The organism is Streptomyces sp. col6 (assembly GCF_008042035.1).
GTDB lineage: Bacteria > Actinomycetota > Actinomycetes > Streptomycetales > Streptomycetaceae > Streptomyces.
The window spans coordinates 179,453-205,572 of the sequence record NZ_RDBL01000013.1; the positions used below are offsets into that span (position 1 = coordinate 179,453).

19 protein-coding genes and 1 pseudogene are annotated in these 26,120 nt (G+C 71.4%); 11 read left to right on the forward strand and 9 right to left on the reverse strand.

From position 1 onward, the window contains the following. Positions 1–46 precede the first annotated feature (46 nt). The 7 genes from alc (at position 47) to EAO73_RS17460 (ending at position 7,730) form a co-directional block, all read left to right on the forward strand. Positions 47–1,186 carry an allantoicase gene (gene alc, locus EAO73_RS17430; RefSeq protein ID WP_147972473.1) on the forward strand — a complete coding sequence of 380 codons (1,140 nt, stop codon included), beginning with the start codon at positions 47–49 and terminating at the stop codon, positions 1,184–1,186. Between the two features lie 294 nt (positions 1,187–1,480). Beyond that, positions 1,481–2,326, forward strand: a complete 846-nt coding sequence (locus EAO73_RS17435) for an STAS domain-containing protein (RefSeq protein WP_147972474.1) — start codon at positions 1,481–1,483, stop codon at positions 2,324–2,326. Further along, a complete protein-coding gene (locus EAO73_RS17440) occupies positions 2,323–2,700 on the forward strand; it encodes an STAS domain-containing protein (RefSeq protein WP_147972475.1) in 378 nt (125 codons plus the stop codon). Before EAO73_RS17435 ends, EAO73_RS17440 begins: the two co-directional genes overlap by 4 nt. After that, positions 2,697–3,122, forward strand: a complete 426-nt coding sequence (locus EAO73_RS17445; protein WP_147972476.1) for an anti-sigma regulatory factor — start codon at positions 2,697–2,699, stop codon at positions 3,120–3,122. The genes EAO73_RS17440 and EAO73_RS17445 overlap by 4 nt, the downstream gene beginning before the upstream one ends. Beyond that, entirely contained in the window at positions 3,110–4,315 is a 1,206-nt protein-coding gene (locus EAO73_RS17450; protein WP_147972477.1) for an ATP-binding SpoIIE family protein phosphatase, read from the forward strand. Before EAO73_RS17445 ends, EAO73_RS17450 begins: the two co-directional genes overlap by 13 nt. Continuing rightward, entirely contained in the window at positions 4,312–6,102 is a 1,791-nt protein-coding gene (locus EAO73_RS17455) for a hybrid sensor histidine kinase/response regulator (RefSeq protein WP_147972478.1), read from the forward strand. Before EAO73_RS17450 ends, EAO73_RS17455 begins: the two co-directional genes overlap by 4 nt. After that, positions 6,099–7,730 (forward strand): fused response regulator/phosphatase, encoded by a 1,632-nt coding sequence (locus tag EAO73_RS17460; RefSeq protein ID WP_147972479.1) that lies wholly within the window; start codon positions 6,099–6,101, stop codon positions 7,728–7,730. Before EAO73_RS17455 ends, EAO73_RS17460 begins: the two co-directional genes overlap by 4 nt. A gap of 63 nt (positions 7,731–7,793) precedes the next feature. On the opposite strand, the gene pepN (EAO73_RS17465) is transcribed toward EAO73_RS17460, so the two are convergent. Further along, entirely contained in the window at positions 7,794–10,370 is a 2,577-nt protein-coding gene (pepN, locus tag EAO73_RS17465) for an aminopeptidase N (RefSeq protein WP_147972480.1), read from the reverse strand. Positions 10,371–10,483: 113 nt separating this feature from the next. Between pepN (EAO73_RS17465) and EAO73_RS17470 the strand changes: the two genes are divergently transcribed. After that, the gene (locus EAO73_RS17470; protein WP_147972481.1) at positions 10,484–10,999 is read left to right on the forward strand and encodes a DUF1203 domain-containing protein; all 516 of its coding nucleotides are present in this window, start codon (positions 10,484–10,486) and stop codon (positions 10,997–10,999) included. Between the two features lie 49 nt (positions 11,000–11,048). Here the strand turns inward: EAO73_RS17470 and EAO73_RS17475 are convergent, their stop codons facing one another. The 4 genes from EAO73_RS17475 to pepN (EAO73_RS17490) all read right to left on the reverse strand — a co-directional run bounded on the left by EAO73_RS17475 (position 11,049) and on the right by pepN (EAO73_RS17490) (position 19,623). Next, a complete protein-coding gene (locus EAO73_RS17475) occupies positions 11,049–12,077 on the reverse strand; it encodes an aspartate-semialdehyde dehydrogenase (protein WP_147972482.1) in 1,029 nt (342 codons plus the stop codon). A gap of 180 nt (positions 12,078–12,257) precedes the next feature. Beyond that, complete coding sequence (locus tag EAO73_RS17480) at positions 12,258–15,566, reverse strand: S8 family serine peptidase (protein ID WP_191134121.1); 3,309 nt, start codon at positions 15,564–15,566, stop codon at positions 12,258–12,260. A gap of 209 nt (positions 15,567–15,775) precedes the next feature. Next, the gene (locus EAO73_RS17485; RefSeq protein ID WP_147972484.1) at positions 15,776–16,834 is read right to left on the reverse strand and encodes a hypothetical protein; all 1,059 of its coding nucleotides are present in this window, start codon (positions 16,832–16,834) and stop codon (positions 15,776–15,778) included. A 197-nt stretch (positions 16,835–17,031) separates the two neighbouring features. Then, positions 17,032–19,623 carry an aminopeptidase N gene (pepN, locus tag EAO73_RS17490; RefSeq protein WP_147972485.1) on the reverse strand — a complete coding sequence of 864 codons (2,592 nt, stop codon included), beginning with the start codon at positions 19,621–19,623 and terminating at the stop codon, positions 17,032–17,034. A 143-nt stretch (positions 19,624–19,766) separates the two neighbouring features. Here pepN (EAO73_RS17490) and EAO73_RS17495 point away from each other — a divergent pair, with 143 nt between their 5' ends. After that, complete coding sequence (locus EAO73_RS17495) at positions 19,767–20,414, forward strand: DsbA family protein (RefSeq protein WP_147972486.1); 648 nt, start codon at positions 19,767–19,769, stop codon at positions 20,412–20,414. Positions 20,415–20,527: 113 nt separating this feature from the next. Further along, positions 20,528–21,409 carry a DUF4232 domain-containing protein gene (locus EAO73_RS17500; protein ID WP_147972487.1) on the forward strand — a complete coding sequence of 294 codons (882 nt, stop codon included), beginning with the start codon at positions 20,528–20,530 and terminating at the stop codon, positions 21,407–21,409. Here the strand turns inward: EAO73_RS17500 and EAO73_RS17505 are convergent. From EAO73_RS17505 to EAO73_RS17520, 4 genes are all read right to left on the reverse strand, one after another. After that, complete coding sequence (locus EAO73_RS17505; RefSeq protein ID WP_147973500.1) at positions 21,400–22,365, reverse strand: aldo/keto reductase; 966 nt, start codon at positions 22,363–22,365, stop codon at positions 21,400–21,402. The genes EAO73_RS17500 and EAO73_RS17505 overlap by 10 nt on opposite strands. A gap of 81 nt (positions 22,366–22,446) precedes the next feature. Then, the gene (locus tag EAO73_RS17510) at positions 22,447–23,295 is read right to left on the reverse strand and encodes an MOSC domain-containing protein (protein WP_147972488.1); all 849 of its coding nucleotides are present in this window, start codon (positions 23,293–23,295) and stop codon (positions 22,447–22,449) included. Positions 23,296–23,460: 165 nt separating this feature from the next. Further along, positions 23,461–24,102 carry a superoxide dismutase gene (locus EAO73_RS17515; RefSeq protein WP_018103172.1) on the reverse strand — a complete coding sequence of 214 codons (642 nt, stop codon included), beginning with the start codon at positions 24,100–24,102 and terminating at the stop codon, positions 23,461–23,463. 139 nt (positions 24,103–24,241) lie between these two features. Beyond that, entirely contained in the window at positions 24,242–25,654 is a 1,413-nt protein-coding gene (locus tag EAO73_RS17520; protein WP_147972489.1) for an amino acid permease, read from the reverse strand. Positions 25,655–25,955: 301 nt separating this feature from the next. Here EAO73_RS17520 and EAO73_RS37330 point away from each other — a divergent pair. Further along, positions 25,956–26,120, forward strand: a pseudogene (locus tag EAO73_RS37330) (amino acid transporter); the annotation flags it as partial.

The window sequence follows — 26,120 nt, forward strand, 5'->3', positions numbered from 1 at the left end:
AAACTTTCGATGGACCTACCGGCTTCCGTCGTACGACAGTGAACGCATGACCACCGAACAGAATGAGATCCGGAACGACGATCCCCACGCCAACGACGCGGCCCCGTACGGCGGCGGCGACCCCTACGCCGACTACCGCACCGCCGACCTCCCCTTCACCGAGCTCGTCGACCTCGCCGACCGCCGCCTCGGCGCGGGCGTCATCGCCGCCAACGACGAGTTCTTCGCCCAGCGCGAGAACCTCCTCGTCCGGGAGCGCGCGGTCTTCGACCCCGAGCACTTCGGCCACAAGGGCAAGATCATGGACGGCTGGGAGACCCGCCGCCGGCGCGGCGCCGACGCCGAACACCCCTTCCCGGCCGTCGACGAGCACGATTGGGCGCTGATCCGCCTCGGCGCGCCCGGCGTCATCCGGGGCATCGTCGTCGACACCGCCCACTTCCGCGGCAACTACCCGCAGCGCGTCTCGGTCCAGGCCGCGTGCGTCCCGGGCTCGCCCGGCCCGGAGCAGCTCCTCGCCGACGACGTGAAGTGGGAGGAGATCGTCCCCCCGACCCCCGTACGCGGCCACGCCGCCAACGGCTTCGAGATCACCGGCGGACGCCGCTACACCCACATCCGCCTCTGCCAGCACCCCGACGGCGGCATCGCCCGCCTGCGCGTGCACGGCGAGGTCGTCCCCGACCCGTCCTGGCTGGCCACCCTCGGCACGTTCGACCTGATCTCGGTCCTGAACGGCGGCAGTTACGAGGACGCCTCGGACCGCTTCTACTCCTCGCCGACCCAGATCATCCTGCCCGGCACCTCCCGCAAGATGGACGACGGCTGGGAGAACCGCCGCCGCCGGGTCCGCGACACCAACGACTGGGTCCGCTTCCGGCTGCCCGCCCAGGGCGCCGTCCGCGCGGTCGAGATCGACACCGCCTACCTCAAGGGCAACGCGGCCGGCTGGATCGCCCTGCACGGCCGCGACGGCGAGAGCGGCGAGTGGTTCGAGATCATCCCGCGCACCCGGCTCCAGCCCGACACCCTGCACCGCTTCCCGCTGCCGGCCGAGGCCGTGGTCACCCACGTACGGCTCGACGCCTTCCCCGACGGCGGGGTCGCCCGGATGCGCCTGCACGGCTCCCTGACCGCGTCCGGAGCCGCCGAACTGACCGCCCGATACGAGGCCTCGGCCTCGTAACCCCTGCTCCCGCCCGGCGGACGGCTGCGCTTCAGCGCCTGTCCGCCGGGCGGTTTCCATCTCCTTCCTCCCGCCACCGCCCACCGGGAAAACTGCCTGGTGTGAAGAGCTGGTGAACGGGCAAAGGGGTGTTCGTGCCTTCGACCATCTCTCACCCGGCCCCCCCTTGCCCGGCCCGGAACGCTCCTCGTGGCGCCTCCGGCCGCCTTCCGCGTACCGCGCGGGGAGCATTCAGCTGATGGCATACGCTGCGACTGATCACAGCCAAGGGCCTGAGGCAGAGGGAGCCAACCCGTGACTGAACAAGACATATCGGCCAGGCTGGTCGAGCTGCTGTCGACACAGCAGGAAACGCTCGGCGGGGCCTGGGTGGAGGCGGTCGCGCGCACCCTGCGCGGACGCATCTCGCTCGCCGAAGTCGACCGGGAGCTGCGCGAGCTCTATACAGCGCTCATCCAGGGCCTGCGCGGGGACGGGCTGGACTGGCACGGCGACGCCTACGGCGAACTGCGCGCGCTGCTCGCGGAGCTGTCCCGGGCGCGGGCCCGCCAGGGGTTCACCCCGACCGAGACCGCCACCAGCGTCCTTGCGGTCAAGGACGTCCTCGCGCCCACCGACGACACCCCGTCCGACGACATCAAGTCCTACCTCCAGCTCAGCAAGGTGATCGACGCCCTCGGGCTCTTCACGCTGGAGGTCTACGCGAAGACCCGCGAAGAGGTCATCAGCGCGCAGGCCGAACAGCTGATGGAGCTCTCCACCCCGGTGGTGAAGCTCTGGGACGGCGTCGTCGCCGTGCCGCTGGTCGGAACCCTCGACTCGGCCCGCACCCAGGTGGTGATGGAGAAGCTGCTCCAGGCCCTCGTCGACACCGGCTCCGACCAGGCCATCATCGACATCACCGGCGTTCCCGCCGTGGACACCGAGGTGGCCCAGCACCTGCTCAAGACCGTGGTCGCCGCCCGGCTGATGGGCGCCGACTGCATCATCTCCGGCATCAGCCCGCAGATCGCCCAGACCATCGTGGCCCTCGGTATCCAGTTCGGCGACATCGTCACCAAGTCGTCGCTGGCCGACGCCCTCAAGCACGCTCTGCGCCGGACCGGCGCGGACGTCACGCTGTCCGGCGGCGCGGCGTGAGCGAGCGTGTACCCGTACTGAAGATCGGAGACGTCCTCCTCGTCTCCATCCAGGTCGAGCTTGAGGACCAGGTCGTTCTGGAGCTCCAGGACGACCTGGCCGCGCGGATCGTGGAGTCCGGCGCCACCGGTGTGATCATCGACATCACCGCCGTGGAGATCGTCGACTCCTTCGTCGGCCGCATGCTGGCGACCACGGCGTCCATCTCCCGCCTGCTCGATGCGCAAACCGTCGTCGTCGGCATGCGGCCTGCCGTAGCCATCACTCTCGTGGAACTGGGACTCTCCCTGGGCGGCGTGCGCACGGCCCTCACCCTGGAGAAGGGTCTGGAAATCCTGGCCCGGCGCGACGACGTCAGTCCGGCTGGACGATGAACGGCTTCGCGCCCGTCCCCGATGCCGAGCACGAGACCGTCCCGATCGTCACCAATGACGACGTGGTCCGGGCCCGGCAGCTGGTGCGCACGCTCGCCCAGCGCTGCAAGCTCTCCCTGGTCGACCAGACCAAGCTCGTCACCGCGGCGAGCGAACTGGCCCGCAACACCCTGGTGTACGGCGGCGGTGGAGTCATGCGCGCGGGAGTCGTGAGCCAGGACGGCAGGACCGGTGTGACGGCGGTCTTCGAGGACTCCGGCCCCGGCATTCCGGACATCGAACAGGCACTGGTCGACGGATGGACCTCCGGCGGCGGTCTGGGCCTCGGGCTCAGCGGCGCTCGCCGGTTGGTGGACCACTTCGCCCTGGACACCGAGCCCGGCCGCGGCACCCAGGTCGCGGTGACCAAATGGGCGCGCTGAACCTGCCTCTCCCGGATGCCGAGGACGTCGTCTGGCTCCGGGACCAGGAAGCGCTACCAGCGGCGGCCCGTGTCGCCGCCGTGGCGCTGGCCCGGCGCATCGGCCTCGACGAGCAGCGGTGCGCCGAGGCCGCCCTCGCGGTGAGCGAGGCGGCCTCCAATCTGCGCAAGCACGCGGTGGAGGGCTCCTTCCTGCTGCGCGCCGTACGCACGCCCAGCGACGCGGGGCTCGAATTCGTCACCCTGGACGAAGGGCCCGGCATGGCGGACATCGCGCACGCCCTCTCCGACGGCACCTCCACCGCCGGCACGCTCGGCATCGGCCTCGGCACCATCTCCCGCCTCGCCGACTCCTTCGACCTGCACTCCTTGCCCGGCCGGGGCACCGTGCTGACCGCCCGGTTCTGGCGGCGGGAGGCCGCCGACCGGATGGCCGCCCTGGGCCGTCCCGTGGTCGAGGGGCTCACCAGGACCATCACCGGGGAAGAGGTGTGCGGAGACGCGTGGGCCGCCCGTCCCACGTCCGGCGGCCTGCCCACGGGGCCCGGCCGCACGCCGGCTCCCGCGGCGACGCACCCGGGGCCGGACGAGCGCTTCGGCTGGGCCCAGCTCACCGGCTACCGCAGGCCGGTTCCCACCGGCCCGGAACACGTGGACGGTGCGTCCGGGCAGCAGGGCCCGGACGGCCGGGCGCTGCTGGTGCTCCTCTGCGACGGCCTGGGCCACGGCCCCCTCGCCGGGCGCGCCGCGCAGGCGGCGGTGACCGCGTTCCGGGACACGCGCGCACAGACGCCCGAAGCGATCATGCGGGAGATCCACCAGGCCCTGCGCGGGAGCCGGGGCGGTGCCGTGTCCGTCGTCCGCGTCGAACCGGACGCCGGAACCCTCACGTTCTGCGGCGTCGGCAACGTCAGCACCTTCGTGGTGGACCCCGCCACCGGCACCCGCCGCTCGCTGCCGTCGGCGCCCGGCATCGTGGGCCACCAGCTGCCGACCCTGCGGACCGTACGCCAGGGTCTGCCCCCGAAGAGTGCGGTGGTCATGCACTCCGACGGCCTGACGGAACGCTGGCGGGCGGACGCCATGCCCGGCTTCCTCGACCGGGCCCCGCTGGTCGCGGCCGCCCAGCTGCTGCGCGAGGCAGGCGTACGCAGGGACGATGCCGGCGTCGTGGTGGCGAAAGGCCTCTGGTGAACAGCTTCACCGCCCTCGGCGCGGACCCTCTCGTGTCCTTCCCCCTCAGCACGGAGCAGGACGTCTTCCTGCTGCGTCGTAGCGGCAAGTCGGCCGCCGAGGCGCTCGGAGTGGAGAAGCAGGACCAGATCCGGCTGGCGACCGCGCTGAGCGAGCTCGGCCGGGACCTGCTGGGCTCCGACGGGCTCACCGTCGTCTTCGGGGTGGCCCGGCGGCCGCTTCCGCTGCTGCTCGTCGGCATGGACTGGACGGAGGACCGGGCCCTCGGCGGCGAGGCGGTCAAGGCCGCGTCCCGGCTCGTCTCCGTGCACTACAACCCGTCCGAGCACGCGGTGACCGTCGAGCAGCCGCTCACCGCGGACGGCAGGACGGCCGAGGCGATCGAGCAGGCACGCGAAGCCGTACTCGCCCACACGGAGTCCGGCGTACTGGACGACACCAGGGCCCAGACCAGCGACCTGATCGCCGCGCTGGTCGAATCCCGGGCGCAGCGAGAGGAACTGCGTCGCCTGAACGCGGAACTGGAGGAGACCAACCGGGGCGTCGTGGCGCTCTACTCCGAGCTGTCGGAGGAGCTGGAGGAGACCAACCGGGGCGTCGTGGCCCTCTACGCGGAGCTGGAGGAGAAGTCCCGCCTGCTGCGCGAGGCCAGCGAGGCCAAGACCAGGTTCTGGGCCAACGTCAGCCACGAGCTGCGCACCCCGGTCAACTCGGTCGTCGGCCTGGCCCGGCTGCTCCTGGAATTCGACGGGGACGGGCTGGACGAGGAGCAGCGCCGTCAGATCGGGCTCATCTCCGCGTCGGGCGCGACCCTGCTCGCCCTGGTCGACGAGCTCCTGGACGTCGCCAAGGCGGAATCCGGCCGCCTGGAACCCCACTGGGCACCCGTGGACCTGCGCGCCGCCCTCGGCCAGCTGCGCGGCACCCTGCGGGGCTACGAGTCCCCGGGTGCCGCCGAACTGATCGTGAACGAGTCCGGGCTGAGCATCGTCAGCGACGAGGTCATGCTCACCCGCGTCCTGCGCAACCTCCTGTCCAACGCCCTCAAGTTCACGCCCTCCGGGACGGTGCGCCTCGACGTGGCGGCGGACCGGGCGGACGGCCGCGACCAGGTCGTATTCACCGTGTCGGACACCGGGATCGGCATCCCGGAGGCGGAGCAGCAGCAGGTCTTCGAGGAGTTCTACCAGGTACGCGGCACCCACCAGCGAGGCCGGAGCGGCACCGGCCTCGGCCTGCCCTACGCGCGCCGGCTCACCGAGCTGCTCGGCGGCAGCCTCACGCTGAGGAGCGAGCCGGGGGCAGGGACCGTGGTTACCGTGATGCTGCCCGCCGACGGACGGCCCGACGCCCGGCCCGAGCCGGGCGAACCGGGCACACCGGGCCTGGCCGTCCTGGTCACCGTGGACGACGACGACGCCTTTCGCGCGTCGATCCGGCCGCTCCTGGAACGGATCGCCGGGCGCGTGATCGAGGTGGCCGAGGGCGGGCAGGCGAGCGCCACGGTGCGCCGCGAGCGACCCGACGCGGTCCTCCTCGACCTGCACCTGCCCGACCTCGACGGGTACGCCGTACTCGCGGAACTCGCGTCGGACCCGTCGCTGGCCGCCGTACCCGTCGTCGTCCTCACCTCGACGCCCGCCGCGGAGCTGGACCGGAACCGGCTCACGCACGCGCGGGCGGTCCTGGACAAGTCCGCGCTGAACGCGACGGTGCTGGCGGGCGTGCTCTCCGGCTTCGGGCCGTCCGCTCCCTCGCGGGCGAGCGGGAAGGGAGACACCGCATGACCTCGCATCTGCATCACGACAGCGCCGCCGCGACCGTACTGGTGCTCGACGACAACGAGACGAACCGCTACATCGTCGGCAGCTGGCTGCGCCGGGCGGGCCACACGGTGGTGGAGGCCGCCGATGGCACCGAAGGGCTCGCCCTGCTGGCCGCGGCTCCCGACGGGAAGCTGCCCGAGCTCGCCGTCGTGGACGTCAAACTGCCCGACATGAGCGGCTTCGAGGTGTGCGAGCAGATCAAGGCCGACCCGCGTACCGCCTCGCTGCCAGTCATCCACGTCTCGGCCACCGCCATCGAGCTGAGCGATCGCACGCAGGGCCTCCACCGGGGCGCCGACGCCTACCTCACCGAACCGATCGCCCCGGACGAGCTGCTGGCCACCGTCACCGCCGCGCTGCGCTACGCCCGCGCCCGCCGCCGTGCCGAGCGGCTCGCCGTCCGCGTCGCGGCCCTCAACAGCAGCACCCTGGCCGTCTATGCGGCGAAGGACGGGGGGACGTTCACCGAGGCCGCGGCGGCCGGGGCCGCGACGCTCATGCAGTCGCCCGCCGTCGCCATCGGCCTCAGCCCCGACAACCGCGTGCTGCACGTGGCCGCCGCGCCGGACCTCAGCGGCGGCCGGACCAGCACGGTACAGCCGGAGGAGCGGCTGCTGGACCTGCTCGCCGAAAAGGTTCTCGGTGACCGGGCCGGGACGGAGACCGCCGTGCTGACCGGCGCCGAATGGCGGGCCCTCACCTGCCGTGAGGACGGTTGCGCGGACGTCTTCCCCGGGGACGTCGCCCTCGTGCTCGCCCGCACCAAGCGGGGGCGGCCGCCCGTCGCCTTCGCGGTCAGGGCCGACGCCCTCGCCGGCGCGGACGACCGCGAACTGCTCTCGCAGCTGGCCCAGGCGGGCGCGCTGGCCCTCGAAGCGCTGCGCACCCGCAGCGAGGAGCACGCGCTCGTCCTCACCCTCCAGCGCACCTTCCTGCCGGACCGGCTGCCCGAGATACCGGGCGTGGGCCTGGCCGTGCGCTACGAACCAGCCGCCGACGATGCCGAGATCGGCGGCGACTTCTACGAGGCCATCCAGACCCCGGACGGCCTGCTGCTCGCCATCGGGGACGTGGCGGGACACTCGCTCAAGGCCGCGATGATCATGGGCGAGGTGCGGCACGCGCTGCGCGCCTACGCCATCGAGGGCCACGACCCGCAGTCCCTGCTGAAGCACCTCGACGCGCTGTTGGTGCGCCTGCGCCCGTCGATGACGGTCACGGTCTGCCTCGTCCTGGTCGAACCCGGGGCACGCCGCATCCAGGTGGCCAACGCCGGCCACATCCCGCCCCTGCTCCGGCACCCGGACGGCACCACCCGCTATCTCACCGAGCACGGCCCCCTCCTGGGGCTCAACCTCCCGCATCCGCCTGCCGTCACCCACGACGTACCGGAGGGCTCCACGCTGCTGCTGGTCACGGACGGCCTGATCGAGGTGGTCGGCGAGGATCTGGACACCAGCCTGCGGTCGCTGAGCGACACCCTCTCCCGGGCACCGGCCGGGATCGAGGAGCTGTGCGACCGGCTGCTGGCGTCCTTCGGCCAGGGCAAGACGGACGACATCGCCCTTCTCGCCGCCCGCCTCGACTGAAGCAGCCGGGACGGCGTCACGAAGGGGGCGCCCCATCGTGGGACGCCCCCCAGCGCCGTTCCGTTACGCGGTCGCGGCCGCCGCGTCGGCCGTCCGCGCCCGCAGCGCGCGCTCCACGCCCGAGCGGGACTCCGAGATCAGCCGGCGCAGACCCGCGCCCGGCTCGGCCGAGGCCAGCCAGGCGTCCGTGGCGTCCAGGGTCTCCTGCGAGACCTGGAGCACCGGGTACAGGCCGATGGCGACCTGCTGGGCCATCTCATGGCTCCGCGAGTCCCACACGCCCTTCACCGAGGCGAAGAACTTCTCCGTGTACGGGGCCAGCAGCTCGCGCTGGTCCGTCTGCACGAAGCCGGCGATGACCGCCTCCTGGAGGGAGTTCGGCAGCTTGTCGGACTCGACGACCGACGCCCACGCCTCGGCCTTCGCCTCCTCGGTCGGCCGCGCCGCACGGGCGGAGGCCGCGTGCCGCTCGCCCGCCGCCGTGCGGTCGCGCGCGTACTCGGCGTCGATCTCGTCCTCGTCGATCAGCCCGGTGGCCGCGAGCCGCTGGACGAGCGCCCAGCGCAGCTCGGTGTCGACGGCCAGCCCCTCGATCGCCTCGGTGCCGTCGAGCAGCGCGCGCACCAGGTCCAGCTGCTGCGGGGTGCGGGCGGTGGCCGCGAAGGCACGCGCCCAGGCCAGCTGGTGGTCACTGCCCGGCTCCGACGCACGCAGGTGCGCGAGCGTCGCCTCGGTCCACTGCGTCAGCCCCGCCTCGCGCCACTCCGGCGTCGCGTACAGGTCCAGCGCCGTCTTGACCTGGCGGTGCAGCGACTGCACGACGCCGATGTCCGACTCCTTGCCGATCCCGGACAGGACCAGCGCCAGGTAGTCGCGGGTGGCCAGTTCGCCGTCGCGGGTCATGTCCCAGGCCGACGCCCAGCACAGGGCGCGCGGCATCGACTCGGCGAAGTCGCCCAGGTGCTCCGTGACGACCCGCAGCGACTCCTCGTCGAGGCGGACCTTCGCGTACGAGAGGTCGTCGTCGTTGAGCAGGATGACGGCCGGCCGCGCGGTGCCGGCCGGGAACGGCACGGTGGTGCGCTCGCCGTCGACGTCCAGCTCGATGCGGTCCGTACGCACCAGCTTCCCGGCCTCGTCGAGGTCGTAGAAACCGATGGCGATGCGGTGCGGGCGCAGCGTCGGCTCGCCCTTCGCGCCGGCGGGCAGCGCGGGCGCCTCCTGGAGCACGGTGAACGAGGTGATGTGACCGTTCTCGTCGGTCTCGATCTCCGGGCGCAGAATGTTGATGCCGGCCGTCTCCAGCCACGCCTTCGACCAGGTCTTCAGGTCGCGGCCGGAGGTCTCCTCCAGCGCGCCGAGGAGGTCGGAGAGCCGGGTGTTGCCGAAGGCGTGCGCCTTGAAGTACGCCTGGACGCCCTTGAAGAACTCGTCCATGCCGACGTACGCCACCAGCTGCTTCAGGACGGATGCGCCCTTGGCGTACGTGATGCCGTCGAAGTTGACCAGGACGTCGTCCAGGTCGCGGATGTCGGCCATGATCGGGTGGGTCGAGGGCAGCTGGTCCTGCCGGTAGGCCCACGTCTTCATGGAGTTGGCGAACGTGGTCCAGGAGTGCGGCCACCCCGAGCCCTCGGCGTACGCCAGGCAGGCGATCGAGGTGTAGGTGGCGAACGACTCGTTCAGCCAGAGGTCGTTCCACCACTCCATCGTGACGAGGTCGCCGAACCACATGTGGGCCAGCTCGTGCAGGATGGTCTCGGCCCGCGTCTCGTACGCCGCGTCCGTCACCTTGGAGCGGAAGACGTACTGGTCGCGGATGGTGACCGCGCCCGCGTTCTCCATCGCGCCCGCGTTGAACTCCGGGACGAAGAGCTGGTCGTACTTGGCGAACGGGTAGTCGTAGTCGAACTTCTCCTGGAACCAGTCGAAGCCCATCCGGGTCACGTCGAAGATCGCGTCCGCGTCCAGGTACTCCGCGAGCGAGGGCCGGCAGTAGATGCCCAGCGGGACGGTCCGGCCGTCCTTCTCGTAGCTGCTGTGCACCGAGTGGTACGGACCCACGATCAGCGCGGTGATGTACGAGGAGATGCGCGGCGTCGGCTCGAACGACCAGACGTCGTCCTTCGGCTCCGGCGTCGGCGAGTTGGAGATCACGGTCCAGCCGGACGGGGCCTTCACGGTGAACCGGAAGGTCGCCTTCAGGTCCGGCTGCTCGAAGCTCGCGAAGACGCGGCGCGCGTCCGGGACCTCGAACTGGGTGTACAGGTACGCCTGCTCGTCGACCGGGTCGACGAAGCGGTGCAGCCCCTCACCGGTGTTGGTGTACGCGCAGTCGGCGACGACCTTCAGCTCGTTGGCGCCGGCCTGCAGGTGCGGCAGGGCGATGCGTGAGTCGCGGAACACCGCCGCGACGTCCAGCGCCCGGCCGTTCAGCTCGACCTCGTGCACCGCGGGGGCGACCAGGTCGATGAAGGTCTCCGCACCGGCTTCGGCGGAGTCGAAGCGCACGACGGTGATGGACCGGTAGGTCCCGCCCTCCTGCGCTCCGGAGAGGTCGAGATCGATCTCGTACGCGTCCACGGTCAGCAGGCGCGCCCGCTCCTGTGCCTCTTCGCGGGTCAGATTCGTGCCAGGCACGCGGTCATCTCCTTGCTCTGTGATGTTTCCCGTCATCCTTCCACGGGACCTGCGCCCAGGGCGATGTCCGTTTTCCGCCGGACCACGGCGTCGGGGCGCGGGACGCTCGGACCATGACCACTTACGAGGCCCGCGCGATCGAACCGGACGCGCTGAAGGAACTCCGGGAGACCGACGACGCCGGCCGCCCCTGTGTCCCGTACACCGCCACCGAGGCGGGCGACCCGCTGCGGTGCTGCCTGCGCGGCAGCGAACCGGGGGAGCGCATCGCGCTCGTCTCGTACGCCCCGCTGCGCCGCTGGGCGGCGGAGACCTGGGCCCGCCCGGGGGCGTACGACGAACAGGGCCCGGTCTTCATCCACGCCGAGGAGTGCGAGGGCCCGGACCCCGCCCGGAACGGCTACCCGTTCTCGCGCGCGGGCGCCCTGCGCACGGTCCGGCGCTACGACGCGGACGGTCATATCGTGGGAGGCCGCCTCCTGGAGATCCCCGAGGACGAGGAGCACGGCTACGACGAGGCCTTCGCGGAGGCCTTCACGGACCCGGCAGTGGCCCTGGTCCACGTACGCGCGGTGGAGTACGGCTGCTGGCACTTCGAGGTGCGTAAATCAAGCCCCTCCGGCGATTGAGGAGCGGGGGTCCGGGGGCAGCGCCCCCGAACCCCACGGCACCCCGGCTTCAGCCGGCAAGCTCCGCCGCGACGAGCTCCGCGATCTGGACCGCGTTCAGCGCCGCGCCCTTGCGCAGGTTGTCGTTGGAGACGAACAGCGCCAGCCCGTGCTCCACGGTCTCGTCGTCGCGGATGCGCCCCACGAAGGACGCGTCCTTCCCCGCGGCCTGCAGCGGCGTCGGGATCTCGGACAGCTCGACGCCCGGCGCGTCCTTCAGCAGCTCGTACGCGCGCTCCACGCCGATCGGGCGGGCGAAGCGGGCGTTGACCTGGAGCGAGTGGCCCGAGAAGACCGGCACCCGGACACATGTGCCGGAGACCTTCAGCTCCGGGATCTCCAGGATCTTGCGGGACTCGTTGCGGAGCTTCTGCTCCTCGTCCGTCTCGAAGGAGCCGTCGTCGACGATCGAGCCGGCCAGCGGCAGCACGTTGAAGGCGATGGGGCGCTTGTAGACACCGGGCTCCGGGAAGTCCACGGCCGAGCCGTCGTGCGTCAGCTTGTCCGCGTCGGCGACGACCTTGGACGCCTGGCCGTGCAGCTCGGCGACGCCGGCCAGACCGGAGCCGGAGACCGCCTGGTACGTGGCGACGGTCAGCGCTTCGAGCCCCGCCTCCTCGTGCAGCGGGCGCAGCACGGGCATGGCGGCCATCGTGGTGCAGTTCGGGTTGGCGATGATGCCCTTGGGGCGGTCGGTGATCGCGTGCGGGTTGACCTCGGAGACGACCAGCGGGACCTGGGGGTCCTTGCGCCAGGCGGAGGAGTTGTCGATCACGACGGCGCCCTGCGAGGCGACCTTCTCGGCCAGCGCCTTGGAGGTGGCGCCGCCGGCGGAGAACAGCACGATGTCCAGGCCCGTGTAGTCGGCCGTGGCGGCGTCCTCGACGGTGATCTCGCGTCCCTGCCACTCGATGACGGAGCCCGCCGAGCGCGCGGAGGCGAACAGCCGCAGCTCGTCGGCCGGGAACTTCCGCTCGGCCAGGATGCTGCGCATGACTGTGCCGACCTGACCGGTGGCGCCGACGATTCCGACCTTCACAGGAACTCCCTCAGACGTACGAACGGGCACGGTTGCCGCTCCATGATGCGTATGTCCACGGCCGCCTTGTCCAATCCATTGTCCGACCTGCGGACGGCGTGCGCGCAGCGCAGCGGGGGCGGGCGCTCCGTGAGCGCCCGCCCCCGCTGTCGTACGGATCACATGTTCAGCGCGGTGTGACTACGGCGTGACCTTCTCGATCACGACGCTGCCGGTGCCCGCCGCGGTGCCCCGGGCGTTCACCAGGCTCACCTCGCCGAAGAACTGCCGGCCCTCGGGGGCCGCGCCGGCCACCTTCACCTGGGCACCGACCGTGGCCGACGCGCCGGGGGCCAGGTTCACGGCCTTCGACTCGTCGACGGAGAGCGTGCCGAGCGACGCCGAGTAGTACACGTCCCGGTAGTCGTACTCGGTGGTCCCGGCCGGGACGGAGTAGCCGTCGATGACGACCGTGTACGTGCCGGCGGCCGGCTTCACCAGGCTGACGGACTCCTCGGAGCCCGCCGTGGTGGAGGCGCCCACCTCGGTGCTGCCCTTGTAGACGTACAGGTCGAGGTCGGCGTTGGCGTCGCTCGTACCGCCGATGGCGACGTCCAGCTTCTCGACGCCCGCACCGATGGTGACCTCCTTGACGTACTCGCCGCCCGTGGAGATCGACGGACGCTCGACGTCGGCCGAGCCCAGCGAGCCGCCCTTGAGCCGGGCCTCCAGGGGACCCGCGTTGTTGGTGACCTTCCAGTCGACCGCCGCCGGGGTGCCGATCTTCGCCTCGGGGATGGTCCGCACCGCCGGGTCGAAGGTCGCGCCGAGCAGCGCCACGTCGAGCTTGTACGGGTTGTCCAGCAGCGGCGAGGTGCGCCGGGCCTCGACCTCGATCTCCCAGACACCGGGCTGCGGGTCGGCGTAGGAACGCGCGTCCGGGCGGCAGGTGTTGGCCGGGTTCTCGTAGTTCGGGTAGCAGAACGGCGTACCGCTGTCCTCCATCTGCACCCCGTACGGGTGGATCGAGATGAAGCGGGTCTGGCTGCCCGAGCGCAGGGCGCTCATCGCGACCTCAAGGGTCTTGGCGCCCTCCGGCACGGTCACGAAGTACGACGTGGTGCCGTTGCGCTGCACCGAGCCGGACGCCTTGAACGCGTAGGACGGCTTCGCCAGCTCCTTGGAGACGACGACCGTGGTGAGGATCTGCTGGTCCGTCCCGGCGGTCTTCTTGTCGTCGAGCTGCAGGATCGCGCTGTGCACGCCCGCGCTGCCCGGCTTCGCCTGGACCTTGACCGTCACCGGCTTGCCCAGCGGCAGCGAGACCTTGTCGGAGCCGACGAGCTTGAAGGTGCCGTCGTTGTACTTCCAGGAGAGCTTGTGCTCGACCTTCTTGTCCGGGCCCGTGGTGCGGGTGACCGTGACGTCGTAGGTCTTCTTCTGGCCCGCCCCGAGGCCGCCCTCGCGGTCGTACAGGCCGGTGCCGAAGCCCGGGGTCTTCAGCGCGAAGTCGATCGCGGTGTCGACGGGCGCCTTGACGGAGTACTCGTGCGCCGGGGCGCCCTGCTTCGCGATCAGCTTCCAGGCGTCGACGATGTTGATCAGACCGGCGCCCTGGGCGTGCGCGGGCACGTCCTTGATCTTGGTCGCGGTGCTGGTCAGCGCGGTGCGCAGGTCGGCCGGGGGCAGCTCGATGTGCTTCTGCTTCGCGGCGGACAGCAGCAGCGCGGTGGCGCCGGCGGCCTGCGGGGAGGCCATCGACGTGCCCTGGAGCATGGAGTAGCCGGCCGGCAGCGAGTAGCCCGCCTCCTTGACCGGTGAACCGGGCAGCCAGGTCTGCGTCGAGTTGATCGACGCGCCGGGCGCCGTCAGGGTCGGCGCGAAGCCGCCGTCCTCACGCGGACCGCGCGAGGAGAAGGGCAGCATGTCGTACTTCTTGGTGACGTTCGAGCCGTAGTTGGCGGCCCAGGTCTCCTTGGAGATGGACGCGCCGACCGAGATGACGTGGTCGGCGAGGCCGGGGTCACCGATGGTGTTGACGCCGGGGCCGTCGTTGCCGGCCGAGATGACCAGCTGGACGCCGTAGATGTCGACGAGCCGCTTGTACAGCTCGGCGCGGGCGTTGTTGCCGTCGTTCAGCGGCGGCAGGCCGCCGATCGACATGTTGACGACGTCGACGCCGCGGTTCACGACGAGGTCGATCATGCCCTCGGTGAGCGCGATGTTGGTGCAGCCGCCGGACCAGGTGCAGGCGCGCGAGGAGACGATCTTCGCGCCGGGCGCGGCACCGTTCATCTTGCCGCCGAACAGGCCGTTGGCGGCGGTGATGCCCGCGACGTGGGTGCCGTGCTCGGACTCGATGACGCCGATGGACACGTAGTCGGAGGTGTCGCCGGCCGCGTTGTAGACAACGTTCTTGCGGTTCTCGACGACGAACGGGATGCGCTCCACCACATCGGTGCGCGGGTCGTCCTCGCCGAAGTAGGAGACCTGGTGCTTCTCCTTGTACGGCTTGAGGGCGGTGTCGTCGGAGAAGTCCGCGTTGTTGTTCAGATCGACGCGGGTGGTACCGGTGACCGGGTCGTACAGGACGGCCCAGGTGTCGGTGGTGTCGCCGTCGCGGTTCAGGTCGCCCGCCATGTCGCCGCCCTTGGTGGCGGCCTCGGCGAACAGGCTGATCCGGTACGCGCCCTTGGGTGCGTTGTACGTACGGTCCTTGTACGTGAACACCGGACCGGACACGGCGTCCGTCATCCGCAGCCAGGTGCCGTCGCCGTCGCTGACCGGGTCGGTGGCGGTCACCCAGTCGGTGATCTTGCGCTCACCGGTGGTGGTCTTCTGCAGCGCCGGGTGCGCGATGTCGACGCCCGCGTCCAGGACCCCGATGGTGATCCCGCGTCCGTCGGCCTTCGGGTGCTGCTTGACGAAGTCGACCGCACCGGTCTCGAAGGACGGGTTGTACGGGTTCTTCGCCGGGGTCTTCTTCCCGGGTGCCGCGTAGCTGCCGGTCGACTTCACCTTGGCCTTGCTGCCGGTCGCCCGGTCGGCCGCGGGGGTCGGGTCGTCCAGCATGATCTCCTGCTTGAGATCGATGCCGTGGACGGAGCTGAGCTTCGACGCCGCCTTGATGGTGGCCTCGGCGGCCGAGGTCGGCACGGTCGCGCGGACGTAGCCGAGCTTGTCGTACGCGCGCCCCAGCACGGAGCCCTTGACGGCGTCCAGCTGCTTGGTGACCTGCTCGGTCGCGCCCGGGGCGGTCGCGACCATCATGGTGATGTTCTTCTCGCCCTTGGCCTTGGCCTTGGTCAGGACGTCGGCGTCGGCGGTGCCCAGCTTGTCCGCCGGAGCGGTGCCGGCGGCCTTGACGGGTGCGGTGGCCGGGTCGTCGGCGGCGAAGACGGGGGCCACACCGGTGGCGGCCAGCGCGGCCACCAGACCGGCGGCGGCAGCCACCCGGGCCGCTCGTCTCGCTCCGGATATGGAACCGGGGGATTCGGAGGTCATCAGCATCCCTGTATGTGAAAGAGAGAGTCCGGAAATCGGTACCGGATGACCGCTCACCCTTTCGTAAATGCCAGGGGTTTGTGGAGAGTTGTGGGGGGCTTGTTGCGGACATGGCGGAATTCCGCCACGGGGGCCGAAGCGTCAGAGGGGACGAACGGGCTGATACGGCACGTAAATCCGGCCGTTCGGGAGCACCGGGGGAGTGTGGGCCCGGTTCAGCGGGGAAGGATCATCACATACGCCGCCGGCTCCCGGTCCGCCGCGGCCATCAGCGCTGTCCGGACCACGGCCGCCTGCTGCTCGCGGGCGTCGCGCAGCTTCTTCGGCGTGAGGTGGACGACGGTGACGCCGAGCCGCTCCAGGTGTTCGCGCCGCGCGGCGTACGCGGACCACTCCGCCTCGTGCTCCTCCTGGCGCCGGCCCCCGTCGAGCCGGCTGTGGCGCGGGGCCCTGGTGTCCAGCTCCACGGCGACCGCCTCGTCGGGCCAGTAGGCGTCCACCCCGCCGAGGTGCGGCCCGCCGGGCAGCCGCAGGTCCACGTTCCACAGCGGCTCCTTGAGCCCGTACGCGCGCACCATGTCGTACAGCCGCTCCTCCGCCATGGCCCGGCCCTCGGCCAGCAGGGTGTCGACCGCGTGCACCACCTGGGGCCGGCCGAGCACCTTGGCGCGGTTCAGCTCGCCGACCACCACGGCCGGTTCGCAGTGGCCGCCGCGCACCGCCTCGGTCAGCAGCCGGCGCACGGTGACCGCGTCCCCGAGTCCGGCCACCGCGTCCGCCAGCGCCCGCGCCACCGGGGCGACCGGCAGCCCGTCCACCCGCTCCGGGCGCGGCAGTTCGGCGGTCCGCAGCAGCCGGGCGTACCCGGCCGAGCGCAGCCGCCGCACCCGGGGGACCAGCACGTCGACCCGGTCCACGGCGGCGGCGGGCGGTGCGGAGGCGAAGCCGTAGAGCGCGAGCGCGGCGAGCCCGGTGAGCATCGCCTCGCCGTACGCGGGGTCGGCGACCCGGGAGGGGGCCTGCCGCCGCCCGGAGGCGGGCGGCCGGCCGGCGTACAGCAGCGCGGACCGAAGCCGCTCCGGGCCGCTGAGCGGCCCGGGGTGCAGGACGAAGACACCGGGCAAGGGCTGCTGCCACGGACCACCGTCCCGGCACCGCTCGGCGGCCTGCCCGGAGGTCACCCCCATCACCTTCAACTGGGTCGCGGACAGCACGCGTTGGTGGATACGGGTGGTGGCGGAGTGGCAGGGCGGGAGCGGGGTGTTCTGGGTCATGCTCCGGTGTATCCCGCCGAAAGCCGGGACCTTAACCCTTGTTACAGGCCCGTCGACATACCCGGACAACGCCGTCCTAAAGCACGGACGTTCGGCTTCCGAAAAGGCCGGGTCCGCCCCACGATCCAGCCCGTCCGGCGTGTGAGGACGGAACCCCTGCCCGGGACCGGGTCAACTGGGCAAGGGCTCCCGGCCGGTCAGGCCACCGAGTCCGCGGCCTGCGCCCGCAGCCCCCGAGCCAGGTCGTCCCGGGCCTCCAGCACCAGTCGCCGCAGCGCCGGCGCCGCGTCGGGCCGGGCCTCCAGCCACGCGTCGGTCGCCTCCAGCGTCGCCGGGTCGTCCTGGAGCGACGGGAACAGTCCCTTCACCACGGCCATCCCGATCTGGATCGACCGCTCGGACCAGACCCGCTCGATCGCCTCGAAGTACCGCGAGGTGTACGGCGCCAGCAGCTCCCGCTGGGAGGACTGCGCGAAGCCCGCGATCGTCGCTTCCACCAGGGCGTTGGACAGCGCGTCGGACTCCACGACGTCCGCCCACGCCCGCTCCTTGACCTCGGCGGACGGCCGGGAGGCCAGGCACCGCACCTGGTGCCGCTTGCCGGACGCCGTGTCGTCCCGGGCCAGCTCCGCGTCCACGGCCGCCTCGTCGGCCGCGAGGTGCGCGACCAGCGGGGACAGGAACGCCCAGCGCAGCTCCTGGTCGACGTCGAGCCCGTCGATCCTGGCCGTGCCGTCGAGCAGCCCGGACAGCAGCTGGAAGTCGGTGTCCGACGCGGCGACCGACGCGAAGAACCGGGCCCAGGCGAGCTGGTGCTCACTGCCCGGCTCGGCGAGCCGCAGTTCGCCGAGCGCGCCCTCGGCCAGCGCCAGGCCGCCCTCCTCGCGCCACGCGGGAGCGGCGTAGTGGACGAGCGCGCCGCGTGTCCAGGCGTGCAGCATCTGGAGCACCCCGATGTCCGTCTCGCGCCCGGCGAAGGCCAGGACCAGCGAGACGAAGTCGCGGGCCGGCATCAGCCCGTCGCGGGTGAGGTTCCACAGCGCGGACCAGCACAGGGCGCGGGCCAGCGGGTCCGTGATGTCGCCCAGGTGCGCCCGCAGGGTGGCGAGGGAGACCTCGTCGAAGCGGACCTTGCAGTACGTCAGGTCGTCGTCGTTGACGAGGATCAGCTCGGGGCGCTCGGCGCCGGCCAGCTCCCCGATCACCGTGCGCGGACCCGACACGTCCGCCTCGGCGCGCGCGTAACGCACGAGCGCGCCCTCGGTGTCGCGCCGGTACAGGCCCACGGCGACGCGGTGGGGCCGCAGCTCCGGGTGGGACTCGGCGGCCTCCTGGAGGACGGCCAGTTCGGTGATCCGGCCGGCCGCGTCGTACGTCGCCACCGGGGTCAGCGAGTTGACGCCCGCGGTCTGGAGCCAGGAGCGCGACCACGCGGTCATGTCCCGGCCGGACGTCTCGGACAGCACCGACAGCAGGTCCCCGAGCCGGGTGTTGCCGTAGGCGTGCTTCTTGAAGTAGCGCCGGGCGCCCTCCAGGAACGCGTCCCGTCCCACGTACGCCACCAGCTGCTTGAGCACCGAGGCGCCCTTGGCGTACGTGATGCCGTCGAAGTTCAGCTTGGCGTCCTCCAGGTCACGGATGTCGGCCGTGACCGGGTGGGTGGACGGCAGCTGGTCGGCGCGGTACGCCCAGGACTTGCGGTTGTTGGCGAAGGTGATCCAGCCGTCCTCGAAACGGGTCGCCCCCACCATCGCGAAGACGCCCATGAAGTCCGCGAAGGACTCCTTGAGCCACAGGTCGTCCCACCACTGCATGGTGACGAGGTCCCCGAACCACATGTGCGCCATCTCGTGCAGGATGACGTTGGCCCGGCCCTCGTACGCCGCCTGCGTCACCTTGCCGCGGAAGATGTACTCCTCGCGGAACGTGACACAGCCCGGGTTCTCCATCGCGCCGAGGTTGTACTCCGGCACGAACGCCTGGTCGTACTTCCCGAACGGGTACGGGTAGTCGAAGTTGTCGTGGAAGAAGTCCAGGCCCTGCTTGGTGATCAGGAAGATGTCGTCGGCGTCGAAGTGCTTGGCGAGCCCCTTGCGGCACATCGCGCCGAGCGGGATCTCCAGCGTCGTGCCGTCGTCGAAGGTCCGGCTGTAGGAGTCGGTGACGTAGTGGTACGGGCCGGCGACGACCGCCGTGATGTACGTGGAGATCGGCTCGGTCTCCGCGAACCGCCACACCCCGCCCTCGCGGGACTCCTCCGCCCCGTTGCTCCACACCGTCCACTCCGCGGGCGCCGTCACCCGGAAGCGGTAGGGGGCCTTGAGGTCGGGCTGCTCGAAGTTGGCGAAGACACGGCGGGCGTCGGCCGGCTCGTACTGCGTGTAGAGGTAGACCTCGCCGTCCTCCGGGTCGACGAAGCGGTGCATGCCCTCGCCGGTGCGGCTGTACGCGCACTGCGCGTCGACCACCAGGACGTGCTCGCCCTCCGGCAGGTTCGCCAGCGCGATCCGGGCCCCGTCGAAGACGGCCGCCGGGTCCAGCTCCGCACCGTCCAGCGTCACCGCGTTCACGGACGGGGCGATCAGGTCCGCGAAGGTCGACGCGCCGCCGCGCGCCGTGCGGAACCGGATCGTCGTCACCGAGCGGAAGGTCAGCGGACCGTCCTCCCGGTTGTCCCGGCCGGGCTCGCCGATCGCGGAACGGACGTCGAGTTCTACGTCGTAACCGTCGACGGACAGCAGTTCCGCCCGCTCGCGGGCCTCGTCTCGGGACAGGTTCTCGCCGGGCACGGCACACTCCTTTGTGTCACGTTCGAATAGTTTGATCCTCCCATGCCGTCTCCGGGACCCGCGGGCGGGAATGGCCGGAGCGTCGTCCGGTGTTCTCGCGCACAGACGTGCGTACCGATGCGATCGTCCGTTCTAGGAGAGACATGTCTGACAACAGCACGACCGGCAGGACCCCCGTCGACTTCTGGTTCGACCCGGTCTGCCCCTGGGCCTGGATGACCTCCCGCTGGATGCTGGAGGTGGAGAAGGTCCGCGACGTCGAGGTCCGCTGGCACGTGATGAGCCTGTCCGTGCTCAACGAGGACCGGCTCGACGACCTGCCCGTCGAGTACCGCGACATGCTGGAGAACAAGGCGTGGGGCCCGGTGCGGGTGGTGGTCGCCGCCCAGCAGCTCCACGGCGACGAGGTCGTCGGCCCCCTCTACACCGCGCTCGGCACCCGCTTCCACAACCGGGGCGAGGGCGTCACCCGCGAGGCCGTCGAGGCCGCGCTGAAGGACGTCGGCCTGCCCGTCGAGCTGGCGGACCACGCGGACTCCGACACCTACGACACCGAGCTGCGCGCCTCCCACAAGGAGGGCATCGACAAGGTGGGCCAGGAGGTCGGCACCCCGGTCATCGCCGTCCCCGGCTCCGACGGCGAGCAGATCGCCTTCTTCGGCCCGGTCGTCACCCCCGCCCCCAAGGGGGAGGAGGCCGCGAAGCTCTGGGACGGCACCCTGATGGTCGCCTCGATCCCCGGCTTCTACGAGATCAAGCGCACCCGCACCCAGGGCCCGATCTTCGACTGAGCGCACGCCCCGGCGGCGGGGAGGGCTCCCCGCCGCCGTCTGTGACGCCGCTGTGACGCGATATGTGACCTGGAGCACAGCCCGGCCCCGGCGCCCTTTGATCTTCTGGGCGGATGCGTCCCGCCACCGCCCTCGCCCTGTGTGCCGCCCTCGCGAGCACCGCGCTGCTCACCGGATGCGGGAAGGAGACGGCCGGGGCCCCGGCCTCGCCCGGGGCGACCTGCGCGCCCGACGAGCCGGTCGTGGACCCCGACGGGCGGACCTGGGACAACGTCCGGGTCGTCAGCGGCAAGTGCGGTCCCTCGGGTGCCCCGTCCACCGGGTACGAGGTCACCAACACCGACAAGGAACCGCTCACCTTCACCCTCACGTTCAGCCTGGTCAACGGCTTCGGTGAGGCGATGGACACCATCACGCGCACCGTGGAGGCGGTGAAGCCCGGCCAGACCGTACGGCGGCCCCTGGACGCGGCGGACGGACCGGGCTCGGCACGTGCGTACCGGGCCCGGCTCATGAAGGTGCGGGCCGTCCCGGCGGACGGGACGGGCGGCGACTGCCCGTCCTCGGGCGTCCGCATCACCAACGACCGGGGCGACGCCGCGATGGGACTGCGCGTCGTGGGCATCCACCTCGAGAACTGCGGGGCCGCCGACTACCGCCTCGACGGCTACCCGGCGCTCCGGCTCCTCGACGAGGACCGGCACGTGGTGACCGGGGTGAAGATCCTGGACGGCACCACCGCGATCTCCACCGGCATCGGGGGCGACGCCGCGCCCCGCCCCGTCACGCTGCACCCGGGCGAGAGCGCGTATGCCAACCTCGCCTGGCGCAACACCACCACCGAGGGCGACCCGGTGAACGCCCCGTACGTCGAGGTCACCGCGAAGCCCGGCGCGAAGCCCGTGACGGTCACCCCGGAGCTCGACCTCGGGACCACGGGCCGGCTCGGCGTCGGCCCGTGGACGAAGACCCCGGCGGGTGCCGGTCAGGAGTAGAAGTTGCGCGGCCACCGGTGCGCGGCCAGCACCGCCAGCTGAGCTTCGGTGAGCGGCTTCCCGTCGCTGACGGCCGCGTTGCGCTCCACGTTGCGGACGCTGCGCATGCCCGGGATGACCGTGGAGACCGCCGGGTGGCTCAGGACGAACCGCAGCGCGTGCTCCGCGAGCGCGTCCTGCCCGATGCCCAGGTCGGCGACGATCGCCGCGACGCGCCGCTCGACCTGCGCCGGGCGGTCGTCGCGGAAGTAGCGGTTGCGGAAGTCGCCCTCGGGGAACGTCGTGTCCGCGGTGATCCGGCCGGTCAGCCCGCCCTCGTCCAGCGCGACCCGCACGATCACCCCGACCCCGTGCTCCGTACAGGCGGGCAGCAGTTCGTCGGCCGGCGTCTGGTCGAACACGTTGTAGATGACCTGCACGCTGTCCACCGCGCCGCTGCGCACCAGCGCGACGGCGCTCCCGGGCGCGTGGTCGTTGACGGACACCCCGAACAGGCGGATCTTGCCCTCCTGCTTGAGCGCCGCGACCGTCTCCAGCCAGTCCCCGCGCCCCAGCCACTCGTCGTTCCAGACATGGAACTGGAGCACGTCGAAGTGGTCCAGGCCGGAGGCGGCGAGGCTGGTCTCCAGGCTGCTGCGGATGTGCTCGCCGGGGAACGTCTCCGCCGGGTCCGTGCCGTCCGCCGCCGGCCACTGCCCGTTCAGCGGCGGCACCTTGGTCGCGACCAGCACCCCGTCACCGGCCCGTTCCCGTACGACTTCCCCGACGATGCGCTCGCTCTCGCCGTAGCCACGCGCGGTGTCGATGAGGTTCACACCGAGGTCGATGGCCCGGTGCAGGGCGCGCAGCGACTCGTCCCGTGTCGCCCCCACCCAGCTGGACTCACCGATGCCCCAGGCCCCGTAGCCGATCTCGGACACCGAAAGTCCGCTGCGTCCCAGCTCGCGGTAGCGCACAGTCATCCTCCACGTCGTCGTCCCGTTCCGGGCACACCTCACGTCGACGATAGGAGAGCGGCCCGCCAGGGGCAGCCAATTTTACGGGCGTTCAGCCGCCCACGGGCTGTGGACGGAGACGGGATCGCCGACTCGCACCACGCCCTCGCGGACCACGGCGTTCTTCGCGCCGAAGCTGAGCTTGTTGCCGAATTCCGGCTCCCTGCGGTACGTGGCCAGCGTGCGCACCGGCTCCGGGCCGGCGCGGCGCCCGGTCCGCTGGTCGATGAGCGGGACGTTGCACCGGATCGCCTTTACCGAGTGGGCGAGTTCGGCGGTGCCCACGGTCATCCGCGCCACCCGGTCCTCGAAGTGCGGCTCGTCGTCACCGGTCAGCACGATGTTCGCGCGGAAGCGGTCCATGGGCACGGGCGCGGCGTCGCCCCGGGCCGCGATGCGGGCGTTGAGACCGGCCAGCGAGGCCGTCGAGGTGACCAGGAGCGCGTGCGCGTCGCCGAAGTTGACCTTGCCGGGGGTCTCGCCCCAGCCGTCGCGGTCGAAGCCGGGCCGCACCCGTACCAGCCGGGACGCCGCTCCCAGCACCTCGGAGAACCACTGCGCGGCCTCGTCCCCCTGGTCGACGGCCTCGCCGAGGTCCCGGCCGAACATGCTGACCTCGCGGCGCGGCCCGTCCGGCGCCACCTCCAGGCGCAGCGGCCCGGCACCCTCGGCGGACAGGGCGAGAGCGGCCCCGGCGTCCAGGACCCGGACGCCGACCGCCGCCATCGCGGGGTGGGTGCGCTGGCTGCGGAAGGCGCCGTCGGCCGCGTCGACCACCATGAACATCCGGTCGTGTTCGAGGCCGGTGACGGTGACCCGCGCGGAGTCGACCGTGGTCCCGGCGCACCCCTTGACCGGGTAGTACACCAGCGCGTGGACGGTGATCGTCATGATGTGCTCCTCATGGCGGCCATCATGGCAGCCGGGGCATGCGACAGAGAGGCCCCCGCCTGTCACGTCCAGGCGGGGGCCTCCCCTTCATCCGCCCGCCCGGTGAAGGTTGAGAAGACGATCACGAGGCAGGACGTTCGGCGCGCCCCGGTGCGGGGCGCCGGCTCAGGGCGCGAGCAGCAGGACGTCCGCGCGCTCCTTGGCGGCGGCGTAGCGCTTGGCCACGTCCTGCCAGTTGACGACGGCCCACATCGCTTCGATGAAGTCGACCTTCTGGTTCTTGTACTGGAGGTAGAAGGCGTGCTCCCAGGCGTCGAAGACGAGGACCGGGACCGAGCCCTGGCCCACGTTGCCCTGGTGGTCGTAGACCTGCTCGACGATCAGCTTGCCGCTGACCGGCTCGTACGCGAGGACGCCCCAGCCGGAGCCCTGCGTGGTGGCGGCGGCCTTCGTCAGCTGGGACTTGAAGCCCGCGAAGGAGCCGAAGGACTCGGTGATCGCGTCCGCGAGGTCGCCGACACCGTCCGCGGCGAGGGGCTCGCCGCCGCCGTCACCGGTCATGTTGTGCCAGTAGATCGAGTGCAGGATGTGGCCGGAAAGATGGAAGGCGAGGTTCTTCTGGAGGCCGTTGATCGCCCCCCAGGCCTCCTTGTCGCGGGCTTCCTCCAGCTGCTCCAGGGTGTCGTTGGCGCCCTTCACGTAGGCCGCGTGGTGCTTGTCGTGGTGGAGCTCGATGATCTGCGGGTTGATGACCGGTTCGAGCGCGGCGTAGTCGTACGGGAGTTCCGGGAGCGTGTACGTGGCCATTGGTTTCGAACCCTCCAACTGCTGACAAGTTGTTATTGCGACCTCTATGCAAGAGCAGGCTAACAGCAGGAATGCGAAACACCGGGTCAGCCCTTCGGCTTAGGACCCGGTGTTTCGTACGGCTTTACGAGGGTTTGGTTCAGGCCGCCGAGCGCCTGCGCTGCCGTACCGCCCCGACCGCCGCCAGGACGAGCGTCAGCGCGCCCGACGCCAGGAGCTGGTCGCGGGTGCCGGGCTGGCGGAGCATGAGCACGAAGATGCCGGCCATGGCGAGCAGCGCCGCCACCGTCAGGCCCGGGAACAGCCACATCCGCACCACCAGCTTCTCGGGCGCCGCGCGCTCCAGACGGGCGCGCAGGATCAGCTGGGAGACGGCGATGAAGATCCAGACGACCAGGATCACCGCGCCGGTCATGTTGAGCAGCCAGGGGAAGACGTCGTCCGGGCGCCAGTAGCTCAGCAGCACGCACAGGAACCCGAAGACGGAGGAGACCAGGACCGCCGTGCGCGGCACCCCGCCGGAGACCCGGCCCAGCCGCTTCGGGCCCTGGCCGCGCGCCACCAGCGAGCAGGCCATGCGCGAGGCGCCGTAAATGTTGGCGTTCATCGCGGAGAGCAGGGCGACCAGGATGACCACGTTCATGATCTGCGCCGCCTCGCCGACGCCGAGGTGGTCCAGCGCCGCGTAGAACGGGCCCACCTCCACGACCTTCGGGTCGCTCCACGGGACCAGCGTGACGACGACCGCCATCGAGCCCACGTAGAACAGCGCGATCCGCCACATCGCCGTCCGCACCGCCCGCGCGACGCCTCCCACCGGGTCCTCGGACTCGGCGGCGGCGATGGTGACGGTCTCCAGACCGCCGTACGCGAAGACGGAGGCGAGCAGTCCGATGACCAGCCCGTCCGGGCCGTTCGGCAGGAAGCCGCCCGCGCCGCTCAGGTTGGCGGTACCCGGCGCGTCCGTCCCCGGGAGCACCCCGAGGACCGCCAGCACGCCCAGCACCAGGAACAGCGTGATCGCGGTGACCTTGAGCGCGGCGAACCAGAACTCGAACTCGCCGAACTTCGTCACCGAGGCCAGGTTCGTCCCCAGGAACACCACCATGAACAGCGCCACCCAGGCCCACTCCGGGGTTCCCGGCAGCCAGCCCGTGACGATCTTCGCCGCGCCGATCCCCTCCAGGCCCACGGCCACGCACAGCAGCACCCAGAACGCCCAGCCCGCCGTGAACCCGGCCCACGGCCCGATCGCCCGCTCGGCGTGCACGGAGAACGAACCGGACGCCGGATTGGCCGCCGACATCTCGCCCAGCATCCGCATCACGAGCATGACCAGCAGCCCCGACACCGCGTACGCGATGACGATCGAGGGGCCCGCCGCGGCGATACCGGCACCGGAGCCGACGAAGAGCCCGGCGCCGATGACACCGCCCAGGGCGATCATCGAGAGATGGCGCTGCTTGAGCCCGTGCGTCAGGGGCGAGTCGGGGCCGGTGTCCGGCGCGGTGGCCGGGGAGCCGGTGGGGGAGGGCGCGGAGGTCCGGGACATGGACGAACTCTGTTCGGTCGGTGAGACGGGCGGTTGCGTCCAGTCTGACCACGCGCCCCGGTCACCGGGAACCATCGTCCGTTATACGGTCACCGGGTCCACACCGCGCGCCCACGGGACGGCGGTCGACGGGCCGGCGTCACGTACCGCGCGTTTAGAGGGAGTTCACAGTCCCGCCCTCGCGTCCCTTCCCTGCCGGGCCCGGATGAATCCGTTCTCACCTCCGTGACAAGCATCACGCCTCGCGATGATTGCGCGGCTCTCCTTGTGAGAATCCCACCAACGCCCCAACCGCCGCTTTGTGGGCCTGGAGGGGATCGGCGCGGCGAAGATCGTCACGGGCTGGCTGCCGGGAACCCCGGAGTGGGCCTGGGTGGCGCTGTTCATGGTGGTGTTCCTGGGGACGAACCTGGCCTCGGTGACGAAGTTCGGCGAGTTCGAGTTCTGGTTCGCCGCGCTCAAGGTC

Coding starts and splice junctions, on each gene's coding strand:
- EAO73_RS17510 (WP_147972488.1), bottom strand. CDS start 23,295: ATGACGATCACCGTCCACGCGCTGGTGTACTACCCGGTCAAGGGGTGC.
- EAO73_RS17495 (WP_147972486.1), top strand. CDS start 19,767: ATGTCTGACAACAGCACGACCGGCAGGACCCCCGTCGACTTCTGGTTC.
- alc (WP_147972473.1), top strand. CDS start 47: ATGACCACCGAACAGAATGAGATCCGGAACGACGATCCCCACGCCAAC.
- EAO73_RS17445 (WP_147972476.1), top strand. CDS start 2,697: ATGAACGGCTTCGCGCCCGTCCCCGATGCCGAGCACGAGACCGTCCCG.
- EAO73_RS17460 (WP_147972479.1), top strand. CDS start 6,099: ATGACCTCGCATCTGCATCACGACAGCGCCGCCGCGACCGTACTGGTG.
- EAO73_RS17520 (WP_147972489.1), bottom strand. CDS start 25,654: ATGTCCCGGACCTCCGCGCCCTCCCCCACCGGCTCCCCGGCCACCGCG.
- EAO73_RS17480 (WP_191134121.1), bottom strand. CDS start 15,566: ATGCTGATGACCTCCGAATCCCCCGGTTCCATATCCGGAGCGAGACGA.
- EAO73_RS17515 (WP_018103172.1), bottom strand. CDS start 24,102: ATGGCCACGTACACGCTCCCGGAACTCCCGTACGACTACGCCGCGCTC.
- EAO73_RS17450 (WP_147972477.1), top strand. CDS start 3,110: ATGGGCGCGCTGAACCTGCCTCTCCCGGATGCCGAGGACGTCGTCTGG.
- EAO73_RS17470 (WP_147972481.1), top strand. CDS start 10,484: ATGACCACTTACGAGGCCCGCGCGATCGAACCGGACGCGCTGAAGGAA.
- EAO73_RS17500 (WP_147972487.1), top strand. CDS start 20,528: ATGCGTCCCGCCACCGCCCTCGCCCTGTGTGCCGCCCTCGCGAGCACC.
- EAO73_RS17485 (WP_147972484.1), bottom strand. CDS start 16,834: ATGACCCAGAACACCCCGCTCCCGCCCTGCCACTCCGCCACCACCCGT.